Origin of the sequence: Acinetobacter sp. CIP 101966, from assembly GCF_000369725.1 — a bacterium.
Taxonomy (GTDB): domain Bacteria; phylum Pseudomonadota; class Gammaproteobacteria; order Pseudomonadales; family Moraxellaceae; genus Acinetobacter; species Acinetobacter lwoffii_Q.
Map to the genome: position 1 here is coordinate 1,088,116 of NZ_KB850160.1, position 22,824 is coordinate 1,110,939.

The window sequence follows — 22,824 nt, forward strand, 5'->3', positions numbered from 1 at the left end:
TTTAAATCTGACTGTCTATGCAATTTTCATGCACATTTAGGGATGCTGAGATCGACAATTAGTCGATATAAGTCGCACCACACATATATGGACGTAATACTTCAGGAATCTCAATGGAGCCATCGGCACGTTGATAGTTTTCCATCACTGCAAGTAAAGTACGACCCACGGCCAGACCTGAACCATTCAAGGTATGCACAAATTCAGTTTTCTTCTGATCAGCACGGTAACGCGCTTTCATACGACGCGCCTGGAAATCACCCATGTTTGAGCATGAAGAAATTTCACGGTAGGTATTTTGGCTTGGTACCCAGACTTCCAAGTCATAAGTCTTGGTCGCACCAAAGCCCATGTCACCACCACAAAGTAAAATTTTACGATATGGAAGTCCGAGTGCTTGCAAAATGCCTTCAGCATGGCCAGTCAATTCTTCAAGCACTTGCATCGAAGTTTCAGGTTTTACAATCTGAACCATTTCGACTTTGTCGAATTGGTGCTGACGGATCAAACCGCGGGTATCACGACCATAAGAACCTGCTTCGCTACGGAAACATGGCGTGTGCGCTGCATATTTCAGTGGCAGACGGTCTGCATCAATAATTTCATCACGTACGAAATTCGTCACTGGCACTTCAGCAGTTGGAATCAGATAAAACTCTTTTTCGCCCTGCAGCTTAAACAGATCTTCTTCAAATTTAGGCAGCTGACCAGTCCCACGCAATGAATCTGCATTGACCAGATAAGGCACATAGGCTTCGGTATAACCATTTTGATCAGTATGCGTATTTAGCATGAACTGGGTAATGGCACGTTGTAAACGCGCCAATGGACCTTTCAATACACTGAAGCGTGAACCAGTTAATTTGGTCGCGGTTTCAAATTCAAGACCGCCCATCATTTCGCCCAGATCCGTATGGTCTTTGATTTCGAAATCAAATTCACGCGGTGTACCCCATTTCAGGATTTCCACATTATCGCTTTCGTCTTTACCTTCAGGCACAGCTTCATCTGGCAAGTTTGGAATAGATAATAATTTTTCTTCAAGCTCAGCTTGCAGTTCAGCCAGTGCTGCTTCAGCTGCTTTGATTTCATCACCAATCGCAGACATGCGTGTCATGATTTCAGATGCGTCGCCACCTGCTTTTTTAATTTGACCGACTTGTTTGGCACCGGCATTACGTTCAGCTTGCAGTGTTTCTGTCTTGGACTGAATCTCTTTACGGCGTGCTTCTAGGGATGCCCACTCTTCAACATTGAGTTGAACACCACGTTTTGCCAAGGCTACATTTACAGCCTCAATATTATTTCTGAGTAATTTCGGGTCGATCATAATCAATCTTTGCAGAAGAAAAAAACTGGCTATAGTGTAAGCTCTTAACGTCAAAAAATACAGTGACCATGACCCTGGCTGCGTCCTATTAGCACAATATTTAGGAAGCTTCTTACTGCAAAATGGCTAAATATTCAGACTGAATCACTTCCTTTAAATCCACATAGGACACTTTTAATTCAGGCATTCCTGTTGCTGCGGGAGCTAATTCGCCTGCTGGATACACCATCACCAGACCTGTTGTATCAAAATAATAGTTATCACTCAATTTTAACTGCTGTGGTTGAATGCCCTGCGTATTCAGCCATTGAGTATTGGCCTGATACATTGCATTCAGCAGTTTCTGCTCACCGCCATTTAATAATAGTTGGGAGAGGGCCAAACGTTTTCTCTGCTTTAGATCAAAATTGATATATTCCACATGTTTCAGAGAAGCATTTTTGCTCCTCGCCAGATTGGAACTTTTTAAGGCAAAAGTCGCCAGATAAGCGTGCTGACCAATAAATTCTACCTTGATAAAGCGCTGATCCAGATAATGCGGCTCATCAGCTTTTTTAGGATTTTTCTGGGTGATTTTGGTGAATGCAACAGGTTCGGTATGCTGTATCCGCTCAATAAAATATTGATTAATCCAGTCAATATTGCTGTCCACCGTTTGTAGATCGAAGCGCACACAACCTTCTATTTCACATACCACTTTGGCTGCCCCTTTAATTGGAACGGTTTTGGCTTCAATTTGCACAACCCGATCTGTTTGCGCGAGCGTTGCCACTGAGCTGGATTGAGGCTGACAACCCAACACACCCACAGTGAGTAATAAAACAGCGTAAATTTCAGCAATTTTAAATAGATTAATCTTCATTTTGAGCTCCCAAAATTTTGTAATTTCATTGACTCGACTTTTATTTATTCTAAGATGCTCTCGTGTTTAGATATAGCTGAACCTTGTAGCCTGTCCAAAACAATCCTGATGATCGGCAATAAAAAAGCAACCTCGAAAGGTTGCTTTTTTAGTTGGTTCATATTGATGCTTATTGATCAATGATGTCCGTACCTTTTGGTGGAGTAAAGTTAAAGGTGGAGGCTGGAATACTGCTATTTACTTTTACATTACTAAATTTGATATTAGTGGTTTGTCCCAATGAATCCTGCAAGATCATCAAGCTTGGTGCTTTGTTCGCGCCAAAGCTAATGGTCAGGCTTTCAAACACACCATCGGTATTTTTAGGATACAGCGTATAATAGGTTTTGCCTTTATTTGGCTGAGTCACCCGGTAAGACTGCATAATCTGGCTGGTGTTTCCTGACAGCAATAACGCCGGCGTATTGGCAACCTGCTCATCTAAGCTTTGACGAACGGCTTGCTGCAAGTCCGGATCATAAATCCATACGGTTTTACCCGTGGTTGCAATGACTTGCTTCGACGGTGCGGTCGTTTCCCAATAGAATTTACCCGGACGCGCGACTTTCATCACCCCTTTAAAGGTTTGATTCATATGTTGTGCAGTCAAACCTTTTTTCTGGGTCGCTCTCGGATTGGTGACCTTAGTGCTTTGTTCGAAATTTGCCGTCATGCTACGCACATGATTGAGCTGCTTGACCAGACTGGCTGTTGCCTGTTGCTCCGAAGCTGCCACAGGTGCAGCAAACACGGTTGTACTCATCACCGGTGCTAAAGTCACTGCACCCAGAGCCATAGCACAGACGGTTTTACGAAGCATATTCATAATTTCACCTTTATATTTTGCGTGATCGCAATTTATTTGATAGCTCATCTTAAACGAAAATTAAAAGCTAAAATGATAGAAAATAAGAACTTTTGTATTGTTATTAATTCGAAACCGGTTTTTTTGTTCATCATTATGAAGATTTCAGGACAATTTTTACATTATGGAATGTCGCTTAATCTGCCTATTAATTTTCAGGCATAAAAAAACCCACAATAACTGTGGGCTTTTTTCTATCTCAGCGAATTACGCGTCAACAGATACGTAGCGACGGCCGAATTGACCTTTCACTTCGAATTTTACTACGCCATCAGCAGTAGCAAATAATGTATGGTCACGACCCATACCAACGTTTTGACCAGCGTGGAATTCAGTACCACGTTGACGAACGATGATGTTACCTGCAGTTACAGTTTGACCACCGTAAACTTTAACACCTAACATCTTAGGATTCGAATCACGACCGTTCTTAGTCGAACCACCGGCTTTTTTAGTTGCCATGTCTATTTACTCCTCGTAATTAGCCTGAAATAGCTGTAATTTTCAACTCAGTGAACCATTGACGGTGACCTTGTTGTTTACGGTAGTGTTTACGACGACGCATTTTGATGATGCGGATTTTGTCGTGACGACCATGGCTAACTACTTCAGCAGTTACAGTAGCACCAGCAACAACTGGAGCACCGATTTGAATGCTTTCACCGTTAACAAGCATCAATACGTCATCAAACGTAATAGTCGCGCCAGTTTCAGCTTTCAATAATTCTACTTTAAGGGTTTCACCCTCAACTACACGGTGCTGTTTACCACCGCTTTGGATTACTGCGTACATAATGTACTCCAAACAAGCCCGTGTCGTCGTGCCGATAAAGGAATATATCGAACTTAAGACGTACGCCACTGGGGGATATCTAAGGGCGAGGATTTTAAGGGATATTCAAAAAAACAACAAGCCATTTTACTGAAATAATAATGAGCAGGATGCGCTAATTATTTAACTATTAAATAATTTCTATCAAATCAAATACTCAAGATATATTCAGCAACAAAATAATACAGCAGAAATCCGGCCATTTTGATTAATATACTCAGCCTGATGAATAGGGCGACTCCCCTGAGCTTTCCTGATTTTTTATGGCTCGAAATATGGATCGAATCTACATAAGATCTATAAAAAGCTGATTTTTAGTGGAGTTTATGCATTTCTTAGGTTTCACTCATGTTATAAATTGTTAAACTACGCCCAGCGATTTACCAGACTAGAGGTTTTCTTTCACATGACCATCGACTTTAAGCAAGACATTCTCGCTCCTGTTGCTAACGACTTTGCTGCGATGGACACATTCATTAATGAAGGAATTACCTCAAAAGTTGCATTAGTGATGGCCGTCAGTAAACACGTGGTGGAAGCGGGTGGCAAACGTATGCGCCCGATTATGTGCCTTCTGGCCGCCAAGGCGTGTGGTGCTGAAAATTTAGAGCCGCACCGTAAACTGGCTGCAATCATTGAAATGCTGCATACCGCAACACTGGTGCATGATGATGTGGTAGATGAATCCGGTCTGCGTCGCGGCCGCCCGACGGCCAATGCCACCTGGAATAACCAGACTGCGGTTTTGGTCGGTGACTTTCTGATTTCACGTGCTTTTGATTTGCTGGTCGACCTGAATAACATGGTATTGCTCAAAGATTTTTCGACCGGCACCTGTGAAATTGCTGAAGGTGAAGTGCTGCAACTACAATCCCAGCATCAACCGGAAACCACTGAAGCGACTTATTTGAATATTATTCATGGCAAAACTTCGCGCCTGTTTGAACTGGCCACCGAAGGTGCTGCCATTTTGTCGGATAAAGATGAATTCCGTCAGCCTTTAAAAACCTTTGCCGGACATTTCGGCAATGCTTTCCAGATTATTGATGACATTTTAGATTACACCTCCGATGCGGACACGCTCGGCAAAAATATTGGTGATGATCTCATGGAAGGTAAACCGACCCTGCCATTGATTGCGGCACTGAAAAACACCACCGGTGAGCAACATGAAATCATCCGTCGCAGTATTGCGACTGGCGGTACGGAACATCTGGAACAGGTCATTCAGATTGTCAATGAATCTGGTGCGCTGGATTATTGCCGTCAACGTGCTACAGAAGAAACTGAAATTGCAATTGATGCCTTACAGGCATTACCTGACTCCGAATATCGTCAGGCCCTGATTAATCTGGCCAAACTGGCCCTACACCGAATTCAGTAACTTTTAAACTCGCCTATGCATATTAATTTTCTAGATCTTTTTCAAAACATGCAACACCAGCTTGAACAACCTCGGGCGGTGCTGGATGAAAATCTTCTGATTGAACTGGTTGAAAGAATCAGACCTGAAGACAGCAGAAATACCGAAGAGATCGAAGCGAAATTCAATGCATTTATCCGGGCTTTATTACTCACCCCGAATGCGGTTGCCACGCTTCAAACCTTTACCCTGCGGATCATTAACCGCTATAAACAGACCGGTCTGTTTTCCGATACCGGCATTTTGTCTCTAGATGGATTCTGGAACCAGCTAAACCAGCGCCTTGGTGCACATGTCTTGCCGCTGATTCCCGACCATCAGCAACTCCAAGAATTATTCCGCAAGATTTTTTATCACCGTACCGATAAATACTGGCTGGATTATTTTGATGAAGACGACTGGCAACGTTTATTTGCAGTTCTCAATCAAGGACATTCCAATCAGCCTGAAAAAACCCGGATTAAAGATCAGCTGATCAAGGCACTGACCATTTTATCTTACCGGATCAGTGGTATTGGTCTGCACCCTGAATTTATTAATGCCCAGCCTGAACTGATGGAATATGAATCTCCTTTTCTGGTACAGAATCGTGAGATTAACGAGTTTATTCAGGAATATAAAAAACGTTACAACACAGTTACCCTAGTCGATTCGATTACTCCACCTGATGCGTCACAAGCGCTGGTGATGCTGGAACAATGTCATGATGTCGTGGCTAAGATTCGCCGTTCTACCAAGCGGACTGGCGTCAGTGTTAGCCTGACCTATATGCTGGCACTGCTGGAACAATGTCTGGAACGGGTCGAGATTCTGCTGAATATGGTGATGGATGACGATGATCTGCGTTATCAATCCATTGGCCTGTTTATGGCGGACATTACTGAAGCAATTTATAGCGAACGCAGTGTGCGGGCCCTGCTGGCCACCAATAGTGAACTTTTGGCTTTGCAAGTGACTGAAAATGCCAGCAAGACCGGTGAACATTATGTAAGTACCGACAAGCAAGGCTTTCTGGCCATGTATAAATCGGCTGCAGGTGCTGGTGCCATCATCGCGACAATGGCCACCTTAAAAGTTCTGATGACACGCCTCACCATGGCTCCGTTAATGCAGGCTTTTAGCTACAGCATGAACTATTCGCTGGGCTTTATGCTGATTCATGTGCTGCATTTTACCGTAGCGACCAAACAACCGGCGATGACTGCTGCCGCACTGGCGGCTACTGTACAGCAGCGTAAAGGCTCGAAAATGGCTCAAATTGCCGAGCTGGCCGCGCTGATTGTAAATATCATCCGCACCCAGTTTGTCGCCATTTTGGGCAATATTTCGATTGCGATTCCTGTAGCAGCATTGATTACCCTGCTGTGGGATTTTGCGCTGCATGAACCTTTAATGAATCATGCCAAGGCTGCCAAAACCCTGCATGACCTGAATCCGTTTACTTCGTTGGCAATTCCACATGCAGCGATTGCCGGAGTATGTTTGTTCCTGTCCGGATTATTGGCCGGTTATTTTGACAATATGGCCGTTTATCGCAAAGTCGGCCCGCGACTGAAAGCCCATGTGCGTTTATCGCAGCTGATGGGGCAAGAGCGTCTTTACCGTTTTGCTGACTATATTGAACGTAATCTGGGTGCACTGGCGGGTAATTTTATTTTCGGGATCATGCTCGGCAGTATGGGCACCATTGGTTTTATTCTCGGTCTGCCACTGGATATTCGCCATATCGCCTTTGCCTCTGCCAACTTTATTCAGGGTCTAATTACGATCAATGGTCCCGATATCGGCTTGATCGTAGTGTCTTTTCTGGGTGTGTTACTCATTGGCCTGACCAACTTGTTTGTCAGTTTCACTCTGACGATTATTGTAGCCTTACGCGCACGCCGGGTGCGTTTTGAACAGTGGAAACCTTTGGCAAAACTGGTCATGACGCACTTCCTGACCCGACCTAGTGATTTCTTCTGGCCACCCAAGCAAAGCATTGAAATTGACGAAAATCATACATCGACAAAAACTCAAAACTGAGATAATTACACTATATTTAGCAACAAATTCCTTACGAAAAAAATGGAATTCGCATAAAATACGCACACTTGAAAAAAAGTGTACTGACAAGTACACTTTGGTCAGACAATTGACCGATCTGCGAACGGTTAAAAGGACAAGGATTTTTGGCATGCATTACTTGTTACTTTTTGTCGGTATTTTATTTTTAATTTTCAGTGTGTTCATCCTGAATATTCCCGCTTTAAGCAAGCTCGACTTGCAGGCTGTGGAATGGATGAGTCTGTATCGCACCGAGTTTTGGAATCAAATTACTCAGTCCTTATCCCTAATAGGTGGCATGCCATTTGTATTATTTTTATCCACACTATGGTGTATTGCATTGCTGTGGTATAAAAAGTGTACAAATGTAATTTTTATATGTATCGGAATTATCGGAGGAATTCTCCTAGCTTGGCTGTTGAAATTTACGATTGCCCGACCCCGACCACCAGAATCCTTGCATCTGGTTGAAAGCTTTGGAAGTTCCTTTCCAAGTGCCCATAGTCTATATGCGGCCTGTCTGGCTTGTCTGGCAATTTACATCCATCGGCAACATTCCCGTTATACCCTCATCGTAATAGGTGCAGTGGTATGGATGCTGATGATGGGGATCTCAAGAGTTTATCTGGGCGTACATTTTCCTTCAGATGTCATATCCGGCTGGAGTATCAGTTTTATTTGGATTTCGTTGTGGTATATGGTCTGGATCAGATATTGCGCGGCTCACAAATAAGAAAATTTAGATATAAATCTAATTAGAGGTGGAATAATGATGTCTGCAAAGCTTTGGGCACCTGCCCTGACTGCTTGCGCATTGGCAACAAGTCTTGCACTTGTTGGTTGTAGCAAAGATCCTAAAGAGGGCCAGCAAGCTGGTGCTCAACAACAAATGCCACCGACTGAAGTCGGTGTTCTTGTTGCACAACCGCAAAGTGTAGAGCAGTCTGTAGAGCTCTCAGGTCGTACAACAGCATTTGAAATTTCAGACGTACGTCCACAAGCCAGTGGCGTGGTGCTTAAACGCTTGTTCACGGAAGGCAGCTATGTACGTGAAGGTCAGGCCTTGTATGAAATCGATTCAAGCACCAACCGCACTACAGTAGACAATGCCCGTGCAGCGATTGCCCGTGCTGAAGCCAATCTGGGCGTATTGCGTGTGAAGGAAGGCCGTTACCGTCAACTGGTCGGTACCAATGCCATTTCCAAACAGGAATATGATGACATCGCGGCACAGGTCAAACTGGCTGAAGCTGATTTGAATGCCAATCGCGCAACTTTGCGTAATGCAGAAATCAACTTGGGCTATTCGACTGTACGCGCGCCGATTTCAGGCCAGACCAACCGTTCGTCTGTGACGGCGGGTGCTTTGGTAACAGCGAATCAGCCAGAGCCATTGGTAACGATCCAGCGTCTAGATCCCATCTATGTAGATATCAACCAGTCAAGTGCCGAGCTTTTACGTTTACGTCAACAGCTTAATCAAGGCAGCTTGAACAGCTCGAACAACACCAAAGTCAAGTTAAAGCTTGAAGATGGCAGTATCTATCCGGTTGAAGGCCGTCTTGCATTCTCTGATGCCAGCGTGAACCCTGAAACAGGTACTGTGACTTTACGTGCAGTATTCCCGAACAAAAATCACCTGCTTCTACCAGGTATGTTTGCCACTGCACAAATCGTACAGGGTGAAGTACCGAATGCTTTCCTGATTCCGCAAGCAGCTTTGACCCGTACTCCAACAGGTCAGGCGATGGCGATGCTGGTCGGTGCTGACAATAAAGTAACGCCACGTCCAGTGACCACCGTTGGTTCTCAAGGCAGCAACTGGATTGTGACCGAAGGTCTGAATCCAGGCGATAAAGTGATTGTAGATGGTATTGCGAAAGTAAAACCTGAACAGCAAGTTGTACCAAAACCTTATCAACCTCAAGCTGCTGCGCCACAAGGTGCTGCACCGCAACAGCCTGCAGCGAGCGAGAAAAAGGCAGATGATGCTAAAGAGAAACCTGAACAAAAACCTGCTGCAAATGCATAAGGAGTAATGGTTCATGGCTCAATTCTTTATTCATCGCCCGATTTTCGCTTGGGTGATTGCATTGGTCATTATGCTGGCGGGTATTTTAACCATCAGCAAAATGCCGATTGCACAATATCCAACCATCGCACCACCGACCGTCACCATTTCTGCGACTTATCCGGGTGCATCTGCTGAAACTGTTGAAAATACAGTGACCCAGATCATCGAGCAGCAAATGAACGGTATGGATGGCTTGCGCTATATCTCGTCTAACAGTGCGGGTAATGGTTCTTCGTCTATTTCCTTAAACTTTGACCAGGGTGTCGATCCTGATATCGCACAGGTTCAGGTTCAAAACAAATTACAGTCTGCGACTGCCCTGCTGCCTGAAGATGTACAGCGTCAGGGTGTGCGGGTGACCAAATCGGGTGCCAGCTTCCTGCAAGTTTTGGCATTCTATTCGCCTGATAGCAGCCTGACCGCAGATGACATCAAAGACTATGTTAACTCGAATATTGCTGAGCCTTTAAGCCGTGTGGCCGGGGTCGGTGAAGTTCAGGTCTTTGGTGGTTCTTATGCGATGCGTATCTGGCTGGATCCAGCCAAGATGGCCAGCCTGCAAGTAACGCCAAGTGATATTGCTACTGCAATCCGTACCCAGAATGCACAGGTTGCGGTAGGTCAGTTGGGTGGTGCGCCTGCAGTTCAAGGACAAGTGTTAAATGCGACGGTAACGGCTCAAAGTCTGTTACAAACGCCGGAACAGTTCAGCAATATCTTCCTGAAAAATGCCACTTCTGGTGCACAGGTTCGCTTAGGTGATGTTGCACGAGTTGAACTTGGTGCAGATAACTATCAGTTCGATTCTAAATTTAATGGCAAACCGGCTGGTGGTGTAGCTATTAAGCTCGCGACTGGCGCCAATGCCCTGGATACCGCACAAGCAGTTGAAGAGCGTTTAAAACAGTTACGTCCGAACTATCCACAAGGCATGGTCGACCAACTGGCGTTTGACACCACACCATTTATTGAACTGTCGATTAAGAGTGTAGTTAAAACCCTGATCGAAGCGATTATTCTGGTGTTCCTGGTGATGTTCCTGTTCCTGCAGAACTGGCGTGCCACCATCATTCCAACCATGGCGGTTCCAGTCGTCGTATTGGGTACTTTTGCCGTCATTAACATCTTTGGCTTCTCGATTAATACCCTGACCATGTTTGCCATGGTATTGGCGATTGGTCTTCTGGTCGATGACGCGATTGTTGTGGTCGAGAACGTCGAACGGGTCATGGTGGAAGAACATCTCGATCCGGTGGCTGCAACTGAAAAATCGATGAAACAGATTTCTGGCGCATTGATTGGTATTACCTCGGTGCTGTCGGCAGTATTCGTTCCAATGGCTTTCTTCGGTGGAACCACCGGGGTCATTTATCGCCAGTTCTCGATTACGCTGGTCACAGCGATGGTCTTGTCACTGGTGGTTGCCTTAACCTTTACCCCTGCCCTGTGTGCGACTCTGCTGAAACAGCATGATCCGAACAAGCCGGAAAGTAATGGTATTTTTGCACGTTTCTTCCGCTGGTTTAATAGCAGTTTTGACAAGGTTTCTGTGAAATATCAGGGCGGCGTCAACCGCATGACTCACAGCAAGATTTTCTCAGGCGTGGTGTATGCCGTGGTACTGGGTATTATTGTGCTGTTGTTCCAGAAACTGCCTTCTTCGTTCCTACCGGATGAAGACCAGGGCGTGGTCATGACGCTGGTTCAGTTACCGCCAAATGCAACCTTGGAACGTACCGACAAAGTGGTCAGCACCATGACCAACTATTTCTTGGAAAACGAGAAAGAGCATGTAGAATCCGTCTTTAGTGTGGCAGGTTTCTCCTTCACGGGTGTGGGACAAAATGCAGGTCTGGCTTTCATTAAGTTGAAAGACTGGTCAGAGCGTCACAGTCCGGAATCTCAAGTCGGTGCCATTATTCAACGTGGTATGGCGCTAAACATGATTGTCAAAGATGCGTCTTACATCATGCCGCTACAATTACCTGCAATGCCTGAACTGGGTGTGTCGGCTGGCTTTAACTTACAGCTCAAAGCTGCAAGTGGTCAAAGTCATGACCAGCTCCTGGCAGCACGTAATACGATCCTCGGTCTAGCAGCACAAGACTCGCGTCTGGCTGGTGTGCGTCCGAATGGTCAGGAAGATACTCCACAGTACCGTGTCATTGTCGATCATGCACAAGCCGGTGCATTGGGCGTGAGTGTTGCTGAAATTAACAGCACCATGGGTATTGCTTGGGGCGGTTCGTATATCAATGATTTCATTGATCGCGGTCGTGTCAAGAAAGTCTATGTTCAGGGTGAAGCTGGCTCGCGGATGATGCCGGAAGATCTGGACCAATGGTATGTGCGTAATAACCGCGGTGAAATGGTGCCATTCTCGGCGTTTGCCACAGGCGAATGGACCTACGGTTCACCACGTCTTGAGCGTTATAACGGCGTATCGTCCATGAACATTCAGGGTACACCTGCTCCGGGTATCAGCTCGGGCGATGCAATGGTGGCCATGGAAGAAATCGTGGCGAAATTACCAGAAATGGGCTTGCAAGGTTTCGACTATGAATGGACTGGTCTGTCTCTGGAAGAACGTGAGTCTGGCGCACAAGCACCATTCTTGTACGCGCTTTCACTGTTGATCGTGTTCCTGTGTCTGGCAGCCCTGTATGAAAGCTGGTCGATTCCGTTCTCGGTTCTACTGGTGGTGCCATTGGGTATTGTGGGTGCATTATTACTCACCTTTGGTGGAATGGTGCTGCTGCAAAACCCGAACCTGTCGAATAACATTTACTTCCAGGTGGCGATTATTGCCGTAATTGGTCTTTCTGCGAAAAACGCGATCTTGATTGTCGAGTTTGCGAAAGAATTGCAGGAACAAGGTGAAGAGTTATTTGAAGCGACCTTGCATGCGGCAAAAATGCGTTTACGTCCAATTATCATGACCACATTGGCCTTTGGTTTTGGTGTATTACCGCTTGCTCTGGCTTCAGGTGCGGGTGCAGGTAGCCAGCACTCAGTCGGTTATGGTGTACTTGGCGGCGTGATCAGCTCGACCTTGTTAGGTATCTTCTTTATCCCGGTATTCTACGTGTGGATTCGAAGTGTCTTTAAATACAAACCAAAACAACAAAATCAGGAGTATAAGTCGTAATGCAAAATGTATGGTCTATTACAGGTCGTAGCATTGCGGTATCTGCCCTTGCGCTTGCTTTGACGGCCTGTCAAAGCATGCGTAGTCCAGAGCCGGTTGCGCAGGCAGATATCCCGAGCAGCTATACCAATGCGTCTGGTACTTCTGTAGCAGAACAAGGTTATAAAAACTTTTTTGCTGATCAGCGCCTGTTACAAGTGCTGGATCTGGCATTAAACAATAACCGTGATTTGCGTATTGCTGCCCTCAATATTCAACGAGCTCAGCAACAGTATCAAATTACTGAAAACAACCAGTTACCGACGATTGGTGCCAGTGGTAGCGTATTGCGCCAGGACACCATGAATTCGCAGAATCGTGGTGCAGTGACAACTTATAATGTCGGACTGGGTGTAACTGCGTATGAACTGGATTTTTGGGGACGTGTCCGCAGCTTGCGTGACAATGCGCTAGATAACTTCCTGGCAACCCAAAGTGCGCGAGATGCGACGCAAATTGCCTTGATTGGTCAGGTATCTCAGGCTTGGCTCAGCTACTCGTTTGCCAATGCTAATCTGGCTTTGGCTGAACAAACGCTGAAAGCCCAGCTTGAATCGTTCAATCTGAACAAGAAACGTTTTGATGTCGGGATTGATAGCGAGCTTCCAGTGCGTCAGGCGCAAATCTCGGTTGAAACAGCACGTAATGATGTTGCGAATTACCGAACTCAGGTGGCACAGGCACAAAACCTGTTAAACCTGCTGGTCGGTCAGCAAGTGCCTGCGAATTTATTACCAGCACAACGCGTGACCCGCATCACTTCAAATACTGCATTGGGTTCAGGCTTGCCAAGTGATCTGCTGATTAACCGTCCAGATGTTCGTGCAGCAGAATACCGTCTGTCTGCGGCAGGTGCCAATATTGCGGCAGCACGTGCACGCCTGTTCCCGACGATTAGTTTGACCGGTTCAGCAGGTTATGCCTCTACGGATTTAGGCGACCTGTTTAAGTCGGGCAGTTTTGCCTGGTCATTTGGTCCGAGTCTGGATATTCCAATTTTTGATTGGGGTACCCGTCAGGCCAATATCCGTATTTCTGAAACCGATCAGCAAATTGCCTTGTCAGATTACGAAAAGTCGATTCAGACTGCTTTCCGTGAAGTGAATGATGCTTTGGCGGTACGTCAGAATATTGGTGATCGTCTTGCAGCTCAGCGCCGCCTGGTCGAAGCAACCAACACCACCTATCGCTTGTCTCAGGCACGTTTCCGCGCCGGAATTGACAGCTATCTGACGGTACTGGATGCACAGCGTGCGTCTTATGCAGCAGAACAAGGTTTGTTATTGCTTGAACAGGCCAATCTGAACAATCAGGTTGAAGTCTACAAAACCCTGGGGGGCGGCTTGAAAGTCAATACGACGGATACCTTGCCGAATACACCGTCTGTATCTGAACAGCGCCGTGCGGCAGAACAACCAGCGCAATAAATTCCAGACAGATCAGGAAAAGCTCACTTCGGTGGGCTTTTTTTTATTGCATTTTCGAGGCAGTTTTCCTATTGTCATAGACTAGCGATTTATTTAGAAAACATGCACATGTTACTTAGCAATCTGGAATCTGTACCGGGACATACCATTCGCCAGCAAATTGATGTGGTGTACGGCAGTACCGTACGCAGCAAACATGTCGGACGTGACTTATTGGCCGGCCTGAAAAATATTGTCGGTGGTGAGCTTACCGCCTATACCGAACTGCTGGAAGAATCCCGTCAGGAAGCCATGAACCGCATGATTGAAAAAGCCCGTAGTATGGGTGCCAATGCGATTGTCGGCATTCGTTTCTCGACCTCTAATATCGCCCAAGGTGCTTCTGAACTCTTTGTTTATGGGACAGCCGTAGTCGTTGATCCGATCATGCCGAAATTGCCCGACCCTTTTCCGCAGGCAGATTAAAGCATGGATGGTTTAATTCTCCAGATCATCATTTTTGCCATTCTGTTTAGTGTTGGTTTCGGTTTTGGACGTTATAACGAAGGTAAACATTTTCGTTATCTGGATGAACAGGAACAACGTCTGGCCTATATCCGGGTGAACAATAGCCGCTTCGTTGTGTCTGAATATTCCGGACAGATGATCAGCAGCAATGTGGTCATTTCCCATGATTATTTTAAATATGCGATTGCCAATGTACAGAATATGCTGGGTGGCCGTCTGACCAGCTATGAAAGTGTAGTAGAACGCGCACGACGTGAAGCGATTGTACGTTTAAAACTGGAAGCCGAAAAAATTGGTGCGACTCAGATTATGGGCATTCGGCTCAGCACGACTGAACTCGGTATGCAAGGTGGCATGGTGGAAGTCTTTGCTTATGGCACTGCAATCCAACAACCCGCTCAATCCGTTTAAACATCAGTTCAGAAAAAATCTATTGAGATAATCACGCCTGCTACGCGATCCGCGCAGTCAAATGACTCAACTCGAATCAGTTCGACACCTTTAGGATGAAATGTTGTAGAGGAAATAACTCAGACCGTTGCAATCTTCTTTATTGCAAACGGTTCTGTGCTAGGATCTTGAGAAGTCAGCAAAACAAATATAAATGGCATGATGCAGCTTCTTCAATCTATAAAAACGGCACTTCAATCCCGTCTGTATTTCTTTATTATTTTCCCAGCCATTATTGGATTTTATCTGATTTTACAGACAGTCACCCCTTTGAGCTGGTCAAGCTGCCTGTTAATCAGCTGGAATATCGCGATTTACGCTTATTTATTATTGACCATAAAAAAACTCTGGCGTATTGATCATGCTCATATTCTGCAACGCGCCATGCAACAGGATGCCAGTAAATGGATCATTCTGTTTCTGGTGATCATCACCCTGATCATGTGTTTTATTGCGATTATTATTGAAATTAATCATTTACCCCAAGATACCACCATCCGAACCGGTCATTTAATCTTGTCAGTTCTGACCATTATTTCAGCTTGGTTCTTGATGCATACGATTTTTGCAATTCATTATGCGCATGACTTTTATTTGGCGCTCGATAAACAGCAACAAGGCGGACTAGATTTCCCCAATACCACCAGACCGACTTATCCGGACTTTCTATATTTTAGTTATATCATCGGGACTTCTGCGCAAACTGCAGATGTATCCATTACTTGCCAATCCATGCGGGTTCTCAATACCCTACATTTGCTTTTGGCCTACGGATTCAATACCACCATTCTGGCCATCAGCATTAACGTGACGGCAAACTTTATCAGTACTTAAAAAAGTTTTTTGGATAGTGGCAGTACCCTGAAAATAGCGATCTACTGCCCAATCAGCTACCACTATCCTGCGTCTAACCTGAGCAGTTTTTAAATTAAGTCAATCACACTTTTTGATTGCTTCAAGCGGTGAGACCTTTACGCAATTCATCTTCGACGATGCTGAGTTCAATTTCACTAAATTTACGAATCTCACCTTCAGCATGCTTTTCTAGCATGCCACCCAGCAAAGGCACTTTGACTTTGACTGTCCAGTTTAGCTGGAACTGGATCTGGTCTTCATCTCCGGTAACTGCACGCTGACAAATGGCCTCGATCGGCAAGTTCGCACCGAGTTGTACCGTCGAAGTCATTTCATTCAGATCGCTAACATCGGTACGCTGCAAACGGAATGCATCTTTGAGTAATTTTTTTGCGATATCAGGAATATTAACATCCAGATTATAAGCGCGTTTCAGGGTATACATATGCCCCTGCTTTTCCGAAACCAGGATTTCCAAGTTTTGCGCAGGAATTCGATGGCAAACTGCCTCATGCAAACGAATATCATTGGCCAAACGCTTAAATTCATCAATAGACACGCCATTGATAATTGCTTTCACGGTGAACTGATGTGCCATGCTATTTTTTCCTTATTTTTATTACGATATTCGCCTATGCCACTCTCGGCTGATGCGAATAAAAATCAGATACAGAGATGACTCTGCAATTTATATCAACTTTATAGCGGATGTCATTATTCTTTTATCGGGAAATACCGGCAATCCGGTCAATGTTTGCAACATAGTTTTACTGAAAGCTGTGCTTGTCCACAGCTGATCTGTAGCTGTGCTTCACCATAATAAATCACGGCATGAAACTCATCGGCACCATCGTCCAGACCGGAAATATAGTATTCTGTACCAACCGGAAAATCCTGCAACCAGTCAGTCTTATAAAAATCCGAGACCGAATCAAACTGCAAATACAGTTCAGGCTCAGCTTCGATCTTCATCGCGAGTGCAATAAACTTCTGTAATTGTGCTTGATGAAAACCAATGATCATAGCGCTCCTGCCTTTTTAGTCCGGATCATTGTTCGCCAGACTTCGTACATTTTAAATGACTATTTCAAGAATAGGATTCACGAGTCTTGAGGTTTTTCTAGCGCAAGATTATGGCTTGAAGGAGATAAATTATATGGGCTATTTCCGCCAAGCGGCAGAAAAAATCTGAGCTAAGGCATGAGATACCTTTTCTGAATTGCAATGGCTTAAGTACGTAGTCTGAGATCTTCAATCGTAGAAAATGACTGAAAGTGGTGTTCTAAGCACAGTCAGAATGCAAAAGTTCCCTACGAATTTCATGCCGGTGCTCTTCTCCAAAACGGTCGACATGTGCATAGAATACGCCATAGCGACCGACATAATATTCCAGTGACTGATCATAAAAATTCCAGAAAATAGACCATTCGCCTAAATCCATCTGACGAATCTGGGTACCACTGTGCATCGGCATTTTTTGTAATAGTTCTTGCTGTAACTGTTCGGCCTGTGCCCGATTCTCAATATGCACCTGCCGTTGAAAGAATAGCTGTGCCACATCGTCAAACAGTTCCAGTTCATAAGCATCCACCAGATGTACTTGCTGCTCTTGCTCGATGACCTCTTGCTCTGTCATGCTAGAAATCTGTGCCGGTTTTTCTGGACGCTGACACACCAGATGGCGCTGAGCTTTATAGATCTTTCTGCCGACGATCCAGGCAGCATTCAACATGAATAAAACACATAACAACAGCAGTAATTTCAGCATGGTGGATGATCTCATGTGACTAATTTTATTTTTATGGTTATAGGATCAAGATTCATTTGAATAGTCCCTTTTGACTCAGCATACGTCTATTTTTTATACAGTGCAAACTTGAGGCTTATTTTTACTATTTATCTTCTCTGCTTGCTCATTTGTGCCCAGATTCGAACTTCGATTTATTTAAAAATGGATTTACTTTGATTTTTTATTTTTAACGCTGTAATGAGATTTAAGAACTTAAGATAAACAAACAGGACAAATCAGCAACAGAACCAATCTTCACATTGATAAATCACAGCAAAGATGCTCAAAAAACTACAATATTGTTCTGTTTTTTACCCTCTTCTTTTTTATCAAATAAACCTTCCCTATAAATGTTCGAGAAAATGAATAATATTATGATTCGTGAAGGGAGGGTCGAAGATATACCTCAAATTATTCAGGTCATTCATGACAGCATTCAGTCCTGTGTACTGGATCATCAGCGTGAAGAAAGCAAAATTCAAACCTGGCTAGAAAAGTTTGATCATGCCAGCCTGATTGTCGATATGCTGTATAACGATTGCTGGGTTTATCTCATCTATGACAAGGTCGTCGGGTTCTTATTGGTCAGTGATGCTGGAGAAATCCGGATGCATTATGTGGCCCAACACTGCCAAAGGCTGGGGTTTGGCACCGAGTTATTTCATCAAATGCATCACGCTTTATTAAAGAAAAAAATTCATCAGATTGAAATACAGTCTACTCAAACTGCCTTAAGTTATTATCAACACTGCGGCTTTCATCCACATTCTGCCGAGTCAGAAGATGAATCGCGTTATCTGTATAAATATGTTTTTTAATCGGCCTCTTTTTCAATTTTCAACTGATCACGTCCTGCCTGTTTGGCGGCGTAGAGCTGCACATCTGCCGCTTTCATCAATTCATGAATATCTGCATAGCCATGTTTTTGTTCAACCCAGGCCGCGCCCATACTAACCGTAACATAATCTTTTGCATCTGGCCGATTCAGATGTTGCATACGCTGTTCCCGAATCTGGTTTAACACATTTTCCAGATTTTTAAGGGCAGTTTGAACCGGCATTCCAGTGAGCAGAATCGCAAACTCTTCACCACCATAACGTGCCAGATAGCCAGACGGTGGCAAAGTGCCTTGAATAATCCTGACCAGATTTTTCAGGATTTCATCGCCTTTTAAGTGGCCATAGTAGTCATTATAATTTTTAAAAAAATCGACATCGAGCATGGCAAAAATTAAGGTATGTTGCGGCTGTTGTTGGGTCTGTATAAACTGCTGCTGGATTTCATGATTTAAGGCACGCCGGTTAAAAGCTCCGGTCAGTGCATCAATATTCATCTGCTGTTCCAGTTTGGCATTCACTTCACGCAGCTGCTGGGTACGCTCTTTGACTTTTTGATCGAGCGAATTATTGAGTGCGATCAGGTTCAGGTTTAGCTGTTCAGTCTCATAAGTTTGATGTGCATAATGTCTGGACTGCTGAAACATGATTAATAAGGCATAGATACTGGTTGAGATAAAGAACAGATGCGTGGTTTTAATTACATTGATCAGCAACAGATAATCATTCAAAAAAGTGACACAGAGGAAAATAATCGCAATCAGATTTAGACGTGAATAATGCTCTTTATAACGTAAGGTCTGATAAAAGCCGTAAATAAAATTACCGATGATGACCAGGGCGAAAATCGCACTAAATAGGGCCAGTCGTTCAAATATCTCAGGAGGTGAAAATAGGGTAAAAATAATGTTAAAGACCAGTAAGGCCACCGCGATATAATAAATCACCGGATTTAAATAGCGCCGATTAAACAGATGCATATAACTGAGAAAAAAGAAGGCAGCAACAAAAGTAAACAGATACTCTAAGCGGGTTCCCCACAGCCAGTTAATATTGGTAAATACCGAATAGGCATAGGGTGCAGAAAACAGGTTATGCAGGGCCAAAAAGACAATAAACCAGCCAAAAACAAAGATACTTTTACTGTTACGTTCTCGTGATCCTCTGAAGACCGAAAACAGAATAGTAAACATCCCCACCCCAAGTACCGCGCCGCACACCATGGCAATACTCATCATGAGCTGCTGGAATTGGCGATTGATGGTACCTGCAACGCCGATCTGCATCGGTCGTTCGAGACCACCATGCAAGTGGGTATAATTGGAAGCCTGAATGCTTAAAGTAATATATTCAGTTTCTGGAACAAAATAGCCAATACGCGGTGCTTTTTCAGTCACCTGCTTTTCAGGTGTAGTACTGATTTCCCCGAGCCGAACAATAAACTGTCCATTGACATATACCCGATAGGCACCGTATTGGGTCGGAATCCGAATCGCGATGCGTCGCCCGATAAATTCTTTCGGAATTTTAAAATAGCCAATAAAGGTGCCGTAGCCAGAATTTGAACCCGCCAGAGTTTTAAAAGAGGCTGGTAATTTAGAGCCTGTTGAACATTCATAATTTGAGCCAGATATAAGCACAAGCAAGAGCGACCGTATTTTCATAACTCTGCTTGAGCTTAACAAGTTCAGAGACCAGTTAGGTATAGAAGATCATGAATACAAGCGTATGGGTAACTTTAAACTAAGAGTATTAGACCTTGCTGTTAAAGAAATTAATGAAAAATCAGATATTAAAGTCAGTTATACGCAGGTGAAAAAAGGTAGGACAATTACAGGCTTTAAGTTTGTAGTTCATGAGAAACTGAAAACTAAAACAGAAAAAACAAGTAAGTTGCGTGATGTTGATACTGCTGATATGTTCACAGTTGAGGGTTTAAATGATAAACAGCTAGGACGTATCGTTCGCAATCCTGCTTTTATGGCAGAATACAATCATTTAGTAAGTCCGACTAGCCCAGCTGGACAGTCGCAGCAAGGATGGGAGTTTGAGATGGTTAATCGCCTTAAAAAAGACGCTTCTCAATTTAAGAAACGTCCAATCAGGGATTATTTAGAGTATTAAGGCTAGCAGTTTATTATAAGTGGTTCTCTTATATTGGTCTGTTTTAGGTAGCCTATTAATAGGCCTAAGAGGCTTTTTAAGTGGTTCCTTTGGGGTATACCGTCTGTTAAAAAGTAATTGACTTCTCACTACCGGCTCAAAGAGTGGTATGCAACTTAATTCTATTAGATAAGGGTCTGATACTTGGGATGATTACCGTTCTAATTGAAGTCATTTGTCATAACGCCCGTTATGCGAACAATAGATATTATGAGTCTGATTGTTTAAGTAAGCATGTTAGCATTAAAGTAGAAGGAGTTAATTGATTATTGAATTGCTCCTTAAAAAAATTTACTGTAAGCAGATTTTTGAAGTTCAAATCATCAATCAAAAAATTACGCCTTCATTTAAACGCAATTGCAAGCTATCAGTAAAGGTGACTGAAAAAGGCGTCGCACCATTTAACTCAAGACTATTGAGCCTTTGTGCCATTGGGTGACTGTTCGTTGTATCAACACTTAGCTTAAGATCACCTTTAGTGGCAATTTTAGCGCCATTTAATGTACGTGTATCTGCGGTTGCCCGTATTAACGCATCATTTAACATTGAATATAAAACTAAGTCTGCCCAAGGTGCGGTAACTGATGCGCCGATCGTACCTGATAATGACAAGATTGATGTTTGAGGATTCTCTGGATGTTTGACAGAACTACTAAAATCCTTATTGTCTAAATTAAAATCAATATCGGTGACGAATTTCGGGTAGCCCCATAATTCTTTACCTGCACGACACGCAACTTCGGTGGTTACCGGTAAATCACAAACCCACATGCCGGTATTGCGTCGATCTGGTGGTAATGTCATTTCCACCAATGGATGAGTCGGTGTGTCTTGGTCTGCAGGATAGACAAGCATACTTGATGCAACTTCGTGATAAGGCTCGCCATCAGTTAATTCACGATAATCATAGAAAGCTAGACTAAATAACGCTTTATTGCCTATAAGCTTAGCAACCTTTAACTTTGGATTGTCCAATACACTGACTGCTTTGTCATAATCGACCATAAAAAAAGCAATCAGGCTTGACGCATCAAAGTACTTAATAGGCAGCTGAGCCTCACCTTGTGACATCTGTCTTGTGTGGGTGGCTTGTTGAAAAAATGGGTCAGCATGCCATTTATTATTCACGTTTTTATTCATTATCATAGGTTAAGTACCTTTGTTATTATCAGATTATTTTTAATCAGTTTTATTTGAACATGACAATAGAAAAGTATAAAGCGTTATTGTGTAAGGCAGTGCGTTCTACTCAATTAATTTAAAGTTTGGAAGTTATAACTAGAGCCTGTTGAACATTCATAATTTGAGCCAGATATAAGCACAAGCAAGAGCGACCGTATTTTCATAACTCTGCTTGAGCTTATCAAATCTGGTGGCAACCGCCCTATACTGTTTTAGCTTAGCGAAAGCATTTTCTACTAGATGCCTGGCTTTATACAAGTCCCAGTCCATATGGTCGTTAGAAGACTGAGTGTTTCGTTTTCGAGGGATGTTATTATGCGTCCCTGCTTGTTCAATATGGGCTCGTAGTGCATCAGAATCATAGCCTTTATCGGCACATAAAACCTCTGTATCGCTCAAATTAACCTTATCTATTAAATCAGGTGCGACTTTGACATCGTGGGTTGTGCCATCTGATAAAAGAAAGATAATCGGATTGCCATGAGCATCAACTGCTAAGTGAATCTTGGTCGCGCGGCCTGCCACACTTTTGCTAATGGATTGTAGGTTCTCGTTGCCTCCATTGCTGTGCTGATGCGCTTTAATATGAGTGCCATCGATAAAGACCCACTCAAGGTCTGCGTCTTTGATCAGTAACGTAAATAATGCAATCAGCTTATTACTGCGAAACCAGCGCTGGTAAGCTTTATAGATGGTATTAGGCTTGCCAAAATACTCGGGTAAGTCGCGCCAAGGACAGCCAACACGCATGCGATAAAGCACGCCTTCAACCGTTTGTCTAAGATTTCCTTTGTCATAGATATTAAGTTCTAGTAATATAGGTTTCAGTCTTGTCCAGTGTTCATCTTTGAGCATGGTGCGAGGCATAGCGAACGATATCTTTTTTGTGTGAGAACTTAAAGATTAACCGTTCGCTATTTTTTTTGCCATTAATTTATACCCAATGTTCAACACGCC

The 22,824-nt window shown here is 43.9% G+C and carries 22 protein-coding genes; 11 read left to right on the forward strand and 11 right to left on the reverse strand.

Annotated features, from left to right (window positions below; translation table 11 throughout):
- Positions 1-58 precede the first annotated feature (58 nt).
- From serS to rplU, 5 genes are all read right to left on the reverse strand, one after another.
- Positions 59-1,330 (reverse strand): serine--tRNA ligase, encoded by a 1,272-nt coding sequence (serS, locus tag F891_RS11365; RefSeq protein WP_004731908.1) that lies wholly within the window; start codon positions 1,328-1,330, stop codon positions 59-61.
- 112 nt (positions 1,331-1,442) lie between these two features.
- Positions 1,443-2,192: an RsiV family protein gene (locus tag F891_RS11370; RefSeq protein WP_004731910.1), complete on the reverse strand. Its 750-nt coding sequence runs from the start codon at positions 2,190-2,192 to the stop codon at positions 1,443-1,445.
- 169 nt (positions 2,193-2,361) lie between these two features.
- Positions 2,362-3,057: an outer membrane lipoprotein periplasmic chaperone LolA gene (lolA, locus tag F891_RS11375; RefSeq protein ID WP_004280638.1), complete on the reverse strand. Its 696-nt coding sequence runs from the start codon at positions 3,055-3,057 to the stop codon at positions 2,362-2,364.
- A 246-nt stretch (positions 3,058-3,303) separates the two neighbouring features.
- A complete protein-coding gene (gene rpmA, locus F891_RS11380; protein WP_004280639.1) occupies positions 3,304-3,558 on the reverse strand; it encodes a 50S ribosomal protein L27 in 255 nt (84 codons plus the stop codon).
- 19 nt (positions 3,559-3,577) lie between these two features.
- A complete protein-coding gene (gene rplU / locus F891_RS11385; RefSeq protein ID WP_004280640.1) occupies positions 3,578-3,889 on the reverse strand; it encodes a 50S ribosomal protein L21 in 312 nt (103 codons plus the stop codon).
- Between the two features lie 445 nt (positions 3,890-4,334).
- Between rplU and sdsA the strand changes: the two genes are divergently transcribed.
- The 9 genes from sdsA (at position 4,335) to F891_RS11430 (ending at position 15,876) form a co-directional block, all read left to right on the forward strand.
- Positions 4,335-5,312, forward strand: coding sequence for an All-trans-nonaprenyl-diphosphate synthase (gene sdsA, locus F891_RS11390; protein ID WP_004280641.1), 978 nt, complete (start codon positions 4,335-4,337; stop codon positions 5,310-5,312).
- Between the two features lie 15 nt (positions 5,313-5,327).
- Complete coding sequence (locus F891_RS11395) at positions 5,328-7,376, forward strand: site-specific recombinase (RefSeq protein WP_034439474.1); 2,049 nt, start codon at positions 5,328-5,330, stop codon at positions 7,374-7,376.
- A 151-nt stretch (positions 7,377-7,527) separates the two neighbouring features.
- The gene (locus F891_RS11400) at positions 7,528-8,130 is read left to right on the forward strand and encodes a phosphatase PAP2 family protein (protein WP_004731914.1); all 603 of its coding nucleotides are present in this window, start codon (positions 7,528-7,530) and stop codon (positions 8,128-8,130) included.
- A 36-nt stretch (positions 8,131-8,166) separates the two neighbouring features.
- Entirely contained in the window at positions 8,167-9,429 is a 1,263-nt protein-coding gene (locus F891_RS11405) for an efflux RND transporter periplasmic adaptor subunit (protein ID WP_004731916.1), read from the forward strand.
- Between the two features lie 13 nt (positions 9,430-9,442).
- Positions 9,443-12,619, forward strand: a complete 3,177-nt coding sequence (locus tag F891_RS11410; RefSeq protein ID WP_005263559.1) for an efflux RND transporter permease subunit — start codon at positions 9,443-9,445, stop codon at positions 12,617-12,619.
- Positions 12,619-14,085, forward strand: a complete 1,467-nt coding sequence (adeK, locus tag F891_RS11415) for a multidrug efflux RND transporter AdeIJK outer membrane channel subunit AdeK (RefSeq protein ID WP_005252608.1) — start codon at positions 12,619-12,621, stop codon at positions 14,083-14,085. Before F891_RS11410 ends, adeK begins: the two co-directional genes overlap by 1 nt.
- Positions 14,086-14,193: 108 nt before the next feature.
- On the forward strand, positions 14,194-14,550 hold the full coding sequence (locus tag F891_RS11420; RefSeq protein WP_005104015.1) for a YbjQ family protein: 357 nt from the start codon (positions 14,194-14,196) through the stop codon (positions 14,548-14,550).
- A 3-nt stretch (positions 14,551-14,553) separates the two neighbouring features.
- Positions 14,554-15,003, forward strand: a complete 450-nt coding sequence (locus F891_RS11425) for a YbjQ family protein (RefSeq protein ID WP_004731922.1) — start codon at positions 14,554-14,556, stop codon at positions 15,001-15,003.
- A 198-nt stretch (positions 15,004-15,201) separates the two neighbouring features.
- Positions 15,202-15,876 carry a DUF1345 domain-containing protein gene (locus tag F891_RS11430; protein ID WP_005252612.1) on the forward strand — a complete coding sequence of 225 codons (675 nt, stop codon included), beginning with the start codon at positions 15,202-15,204 and terminating at the stop codon, positions 15,874-15,876.
- 121 nt (positions 15,877-15,997) lie between these two features.
- On the opposite strand, the gene F891_RS11435 is transcribed toward F891_RS11430, so the two are convergent.
- From F891_RS11435 to F891_RS11445, 3 genes are all read right to left on the reverse strand, one after another.
- Positions 15,998-16,495, reverse strand: coding sequence for a DUF2505 family protein (locus F891_RS11435; protein WP_004280652.1), 498 nt, complete (start codon positions 16,493-16,495; stop codon positions 15,998-16,000).
- Between the two features lie 149 nt (positions 16,496-16,644).
- Positions 16,645-16,920, reverse strand: coding sequence for a hypothetical protein (locus F891_RS11440; protein ID WP_005252614.1), 276 nt, complete (start codon positions 16,918-16,920; stop codon positions 16,645-16,647).
- 259 nt (positions 16,921-17,179) lie between these two features.
- The gene (locus F891_RS11445; protein WP_004645804.1) at positions 17,180-17,665 is read right to left on the reverse strand and encodes a hypothetical protein; all 486 of its coding nucleotides are present in this window, start codon (positions 17,663-17,665) and stop codon (positions 17,180-17,182) included.
- Positions 17,666-18,036: 371 nt separating this feature from the next.
- On the opposite strand from F891_RS11445, the gene F891_RS11450 reads away from it, so the two are divergent.
- Positions 18,037-18,504, forward strand: a complete 468-nt coding sequence (locus F891_RS11450; RefSeq protein WP_005263560.1) for a GNAT family N-acetyltransferase — start codon at positions 18,037-18,039, stop codon at positions 18,502-18,504.
- Here F891_RS11450 and F891_RS11455 read toward each other — a convergent pair.
- Entirely contained in the window at positions 18,501-20,162 is a 1,662-nt protein-coding gene (locus tag F891_RS11455) for a sensor domain-containing diguanylate cyclase (protein ID WP_228129161.1), read from the reverse strand. The genes F891_RS11450 and F891_RS11455 overlap by 4 nt on opposite strands.
- A gap of 88 nt (positions 20,163-20,250) precedes the next feature.
- Here F891_RS11455 and F891_RS11460 point away from each other — a divergent pair, with 88 nt between their 5' ends.
- Positions 20,251-20,646, forward strand: a complete 396-nt coding sequence (locus F891_RS11460; protein ID WP_004782596.1) for a RepB family plasmid replication initiator protein — start codon at positions 20,251-20,253, stop codon at positions 20,644-20,646.
- A 366-nt stretch (positions 20,647-21,012) separates the two neighbouring features.
- Here F891_RS11460 and F891_RS11465 read toward each other — a convergent pair whose 3' ends face one another.
- Together F891_RS11465 and F891_RS11470 are read right to left on the reverse strand one after the other, a co-directional pair.
- Positions 21,013-21,813, reverse strand: coding sequence for an acetoacetate decarboxylase family protein (locus F891_RS11465; protein WP_224213984.1), 801 nt, complete (start codon positions 21,811-21,813; stop codon positions 21,013-21,015).
- Positions 21,814-21,981: 168 nt separating this feature from the next.
- Positions 21,982-22,734 carry an IS5 family transposase gene (locus tag F891_RS11470; protein ID WP_004782589.1) on the reverse strand — a complete coding sequence of 251 codons (753 nt, stop codon included), beginning with the start codon at positions 22,732-22,734 and terminating at the stop codon, positions 21,982-21,984.
- Positions 22,735-22,824 lie beyond the last annotated feature (90 nt).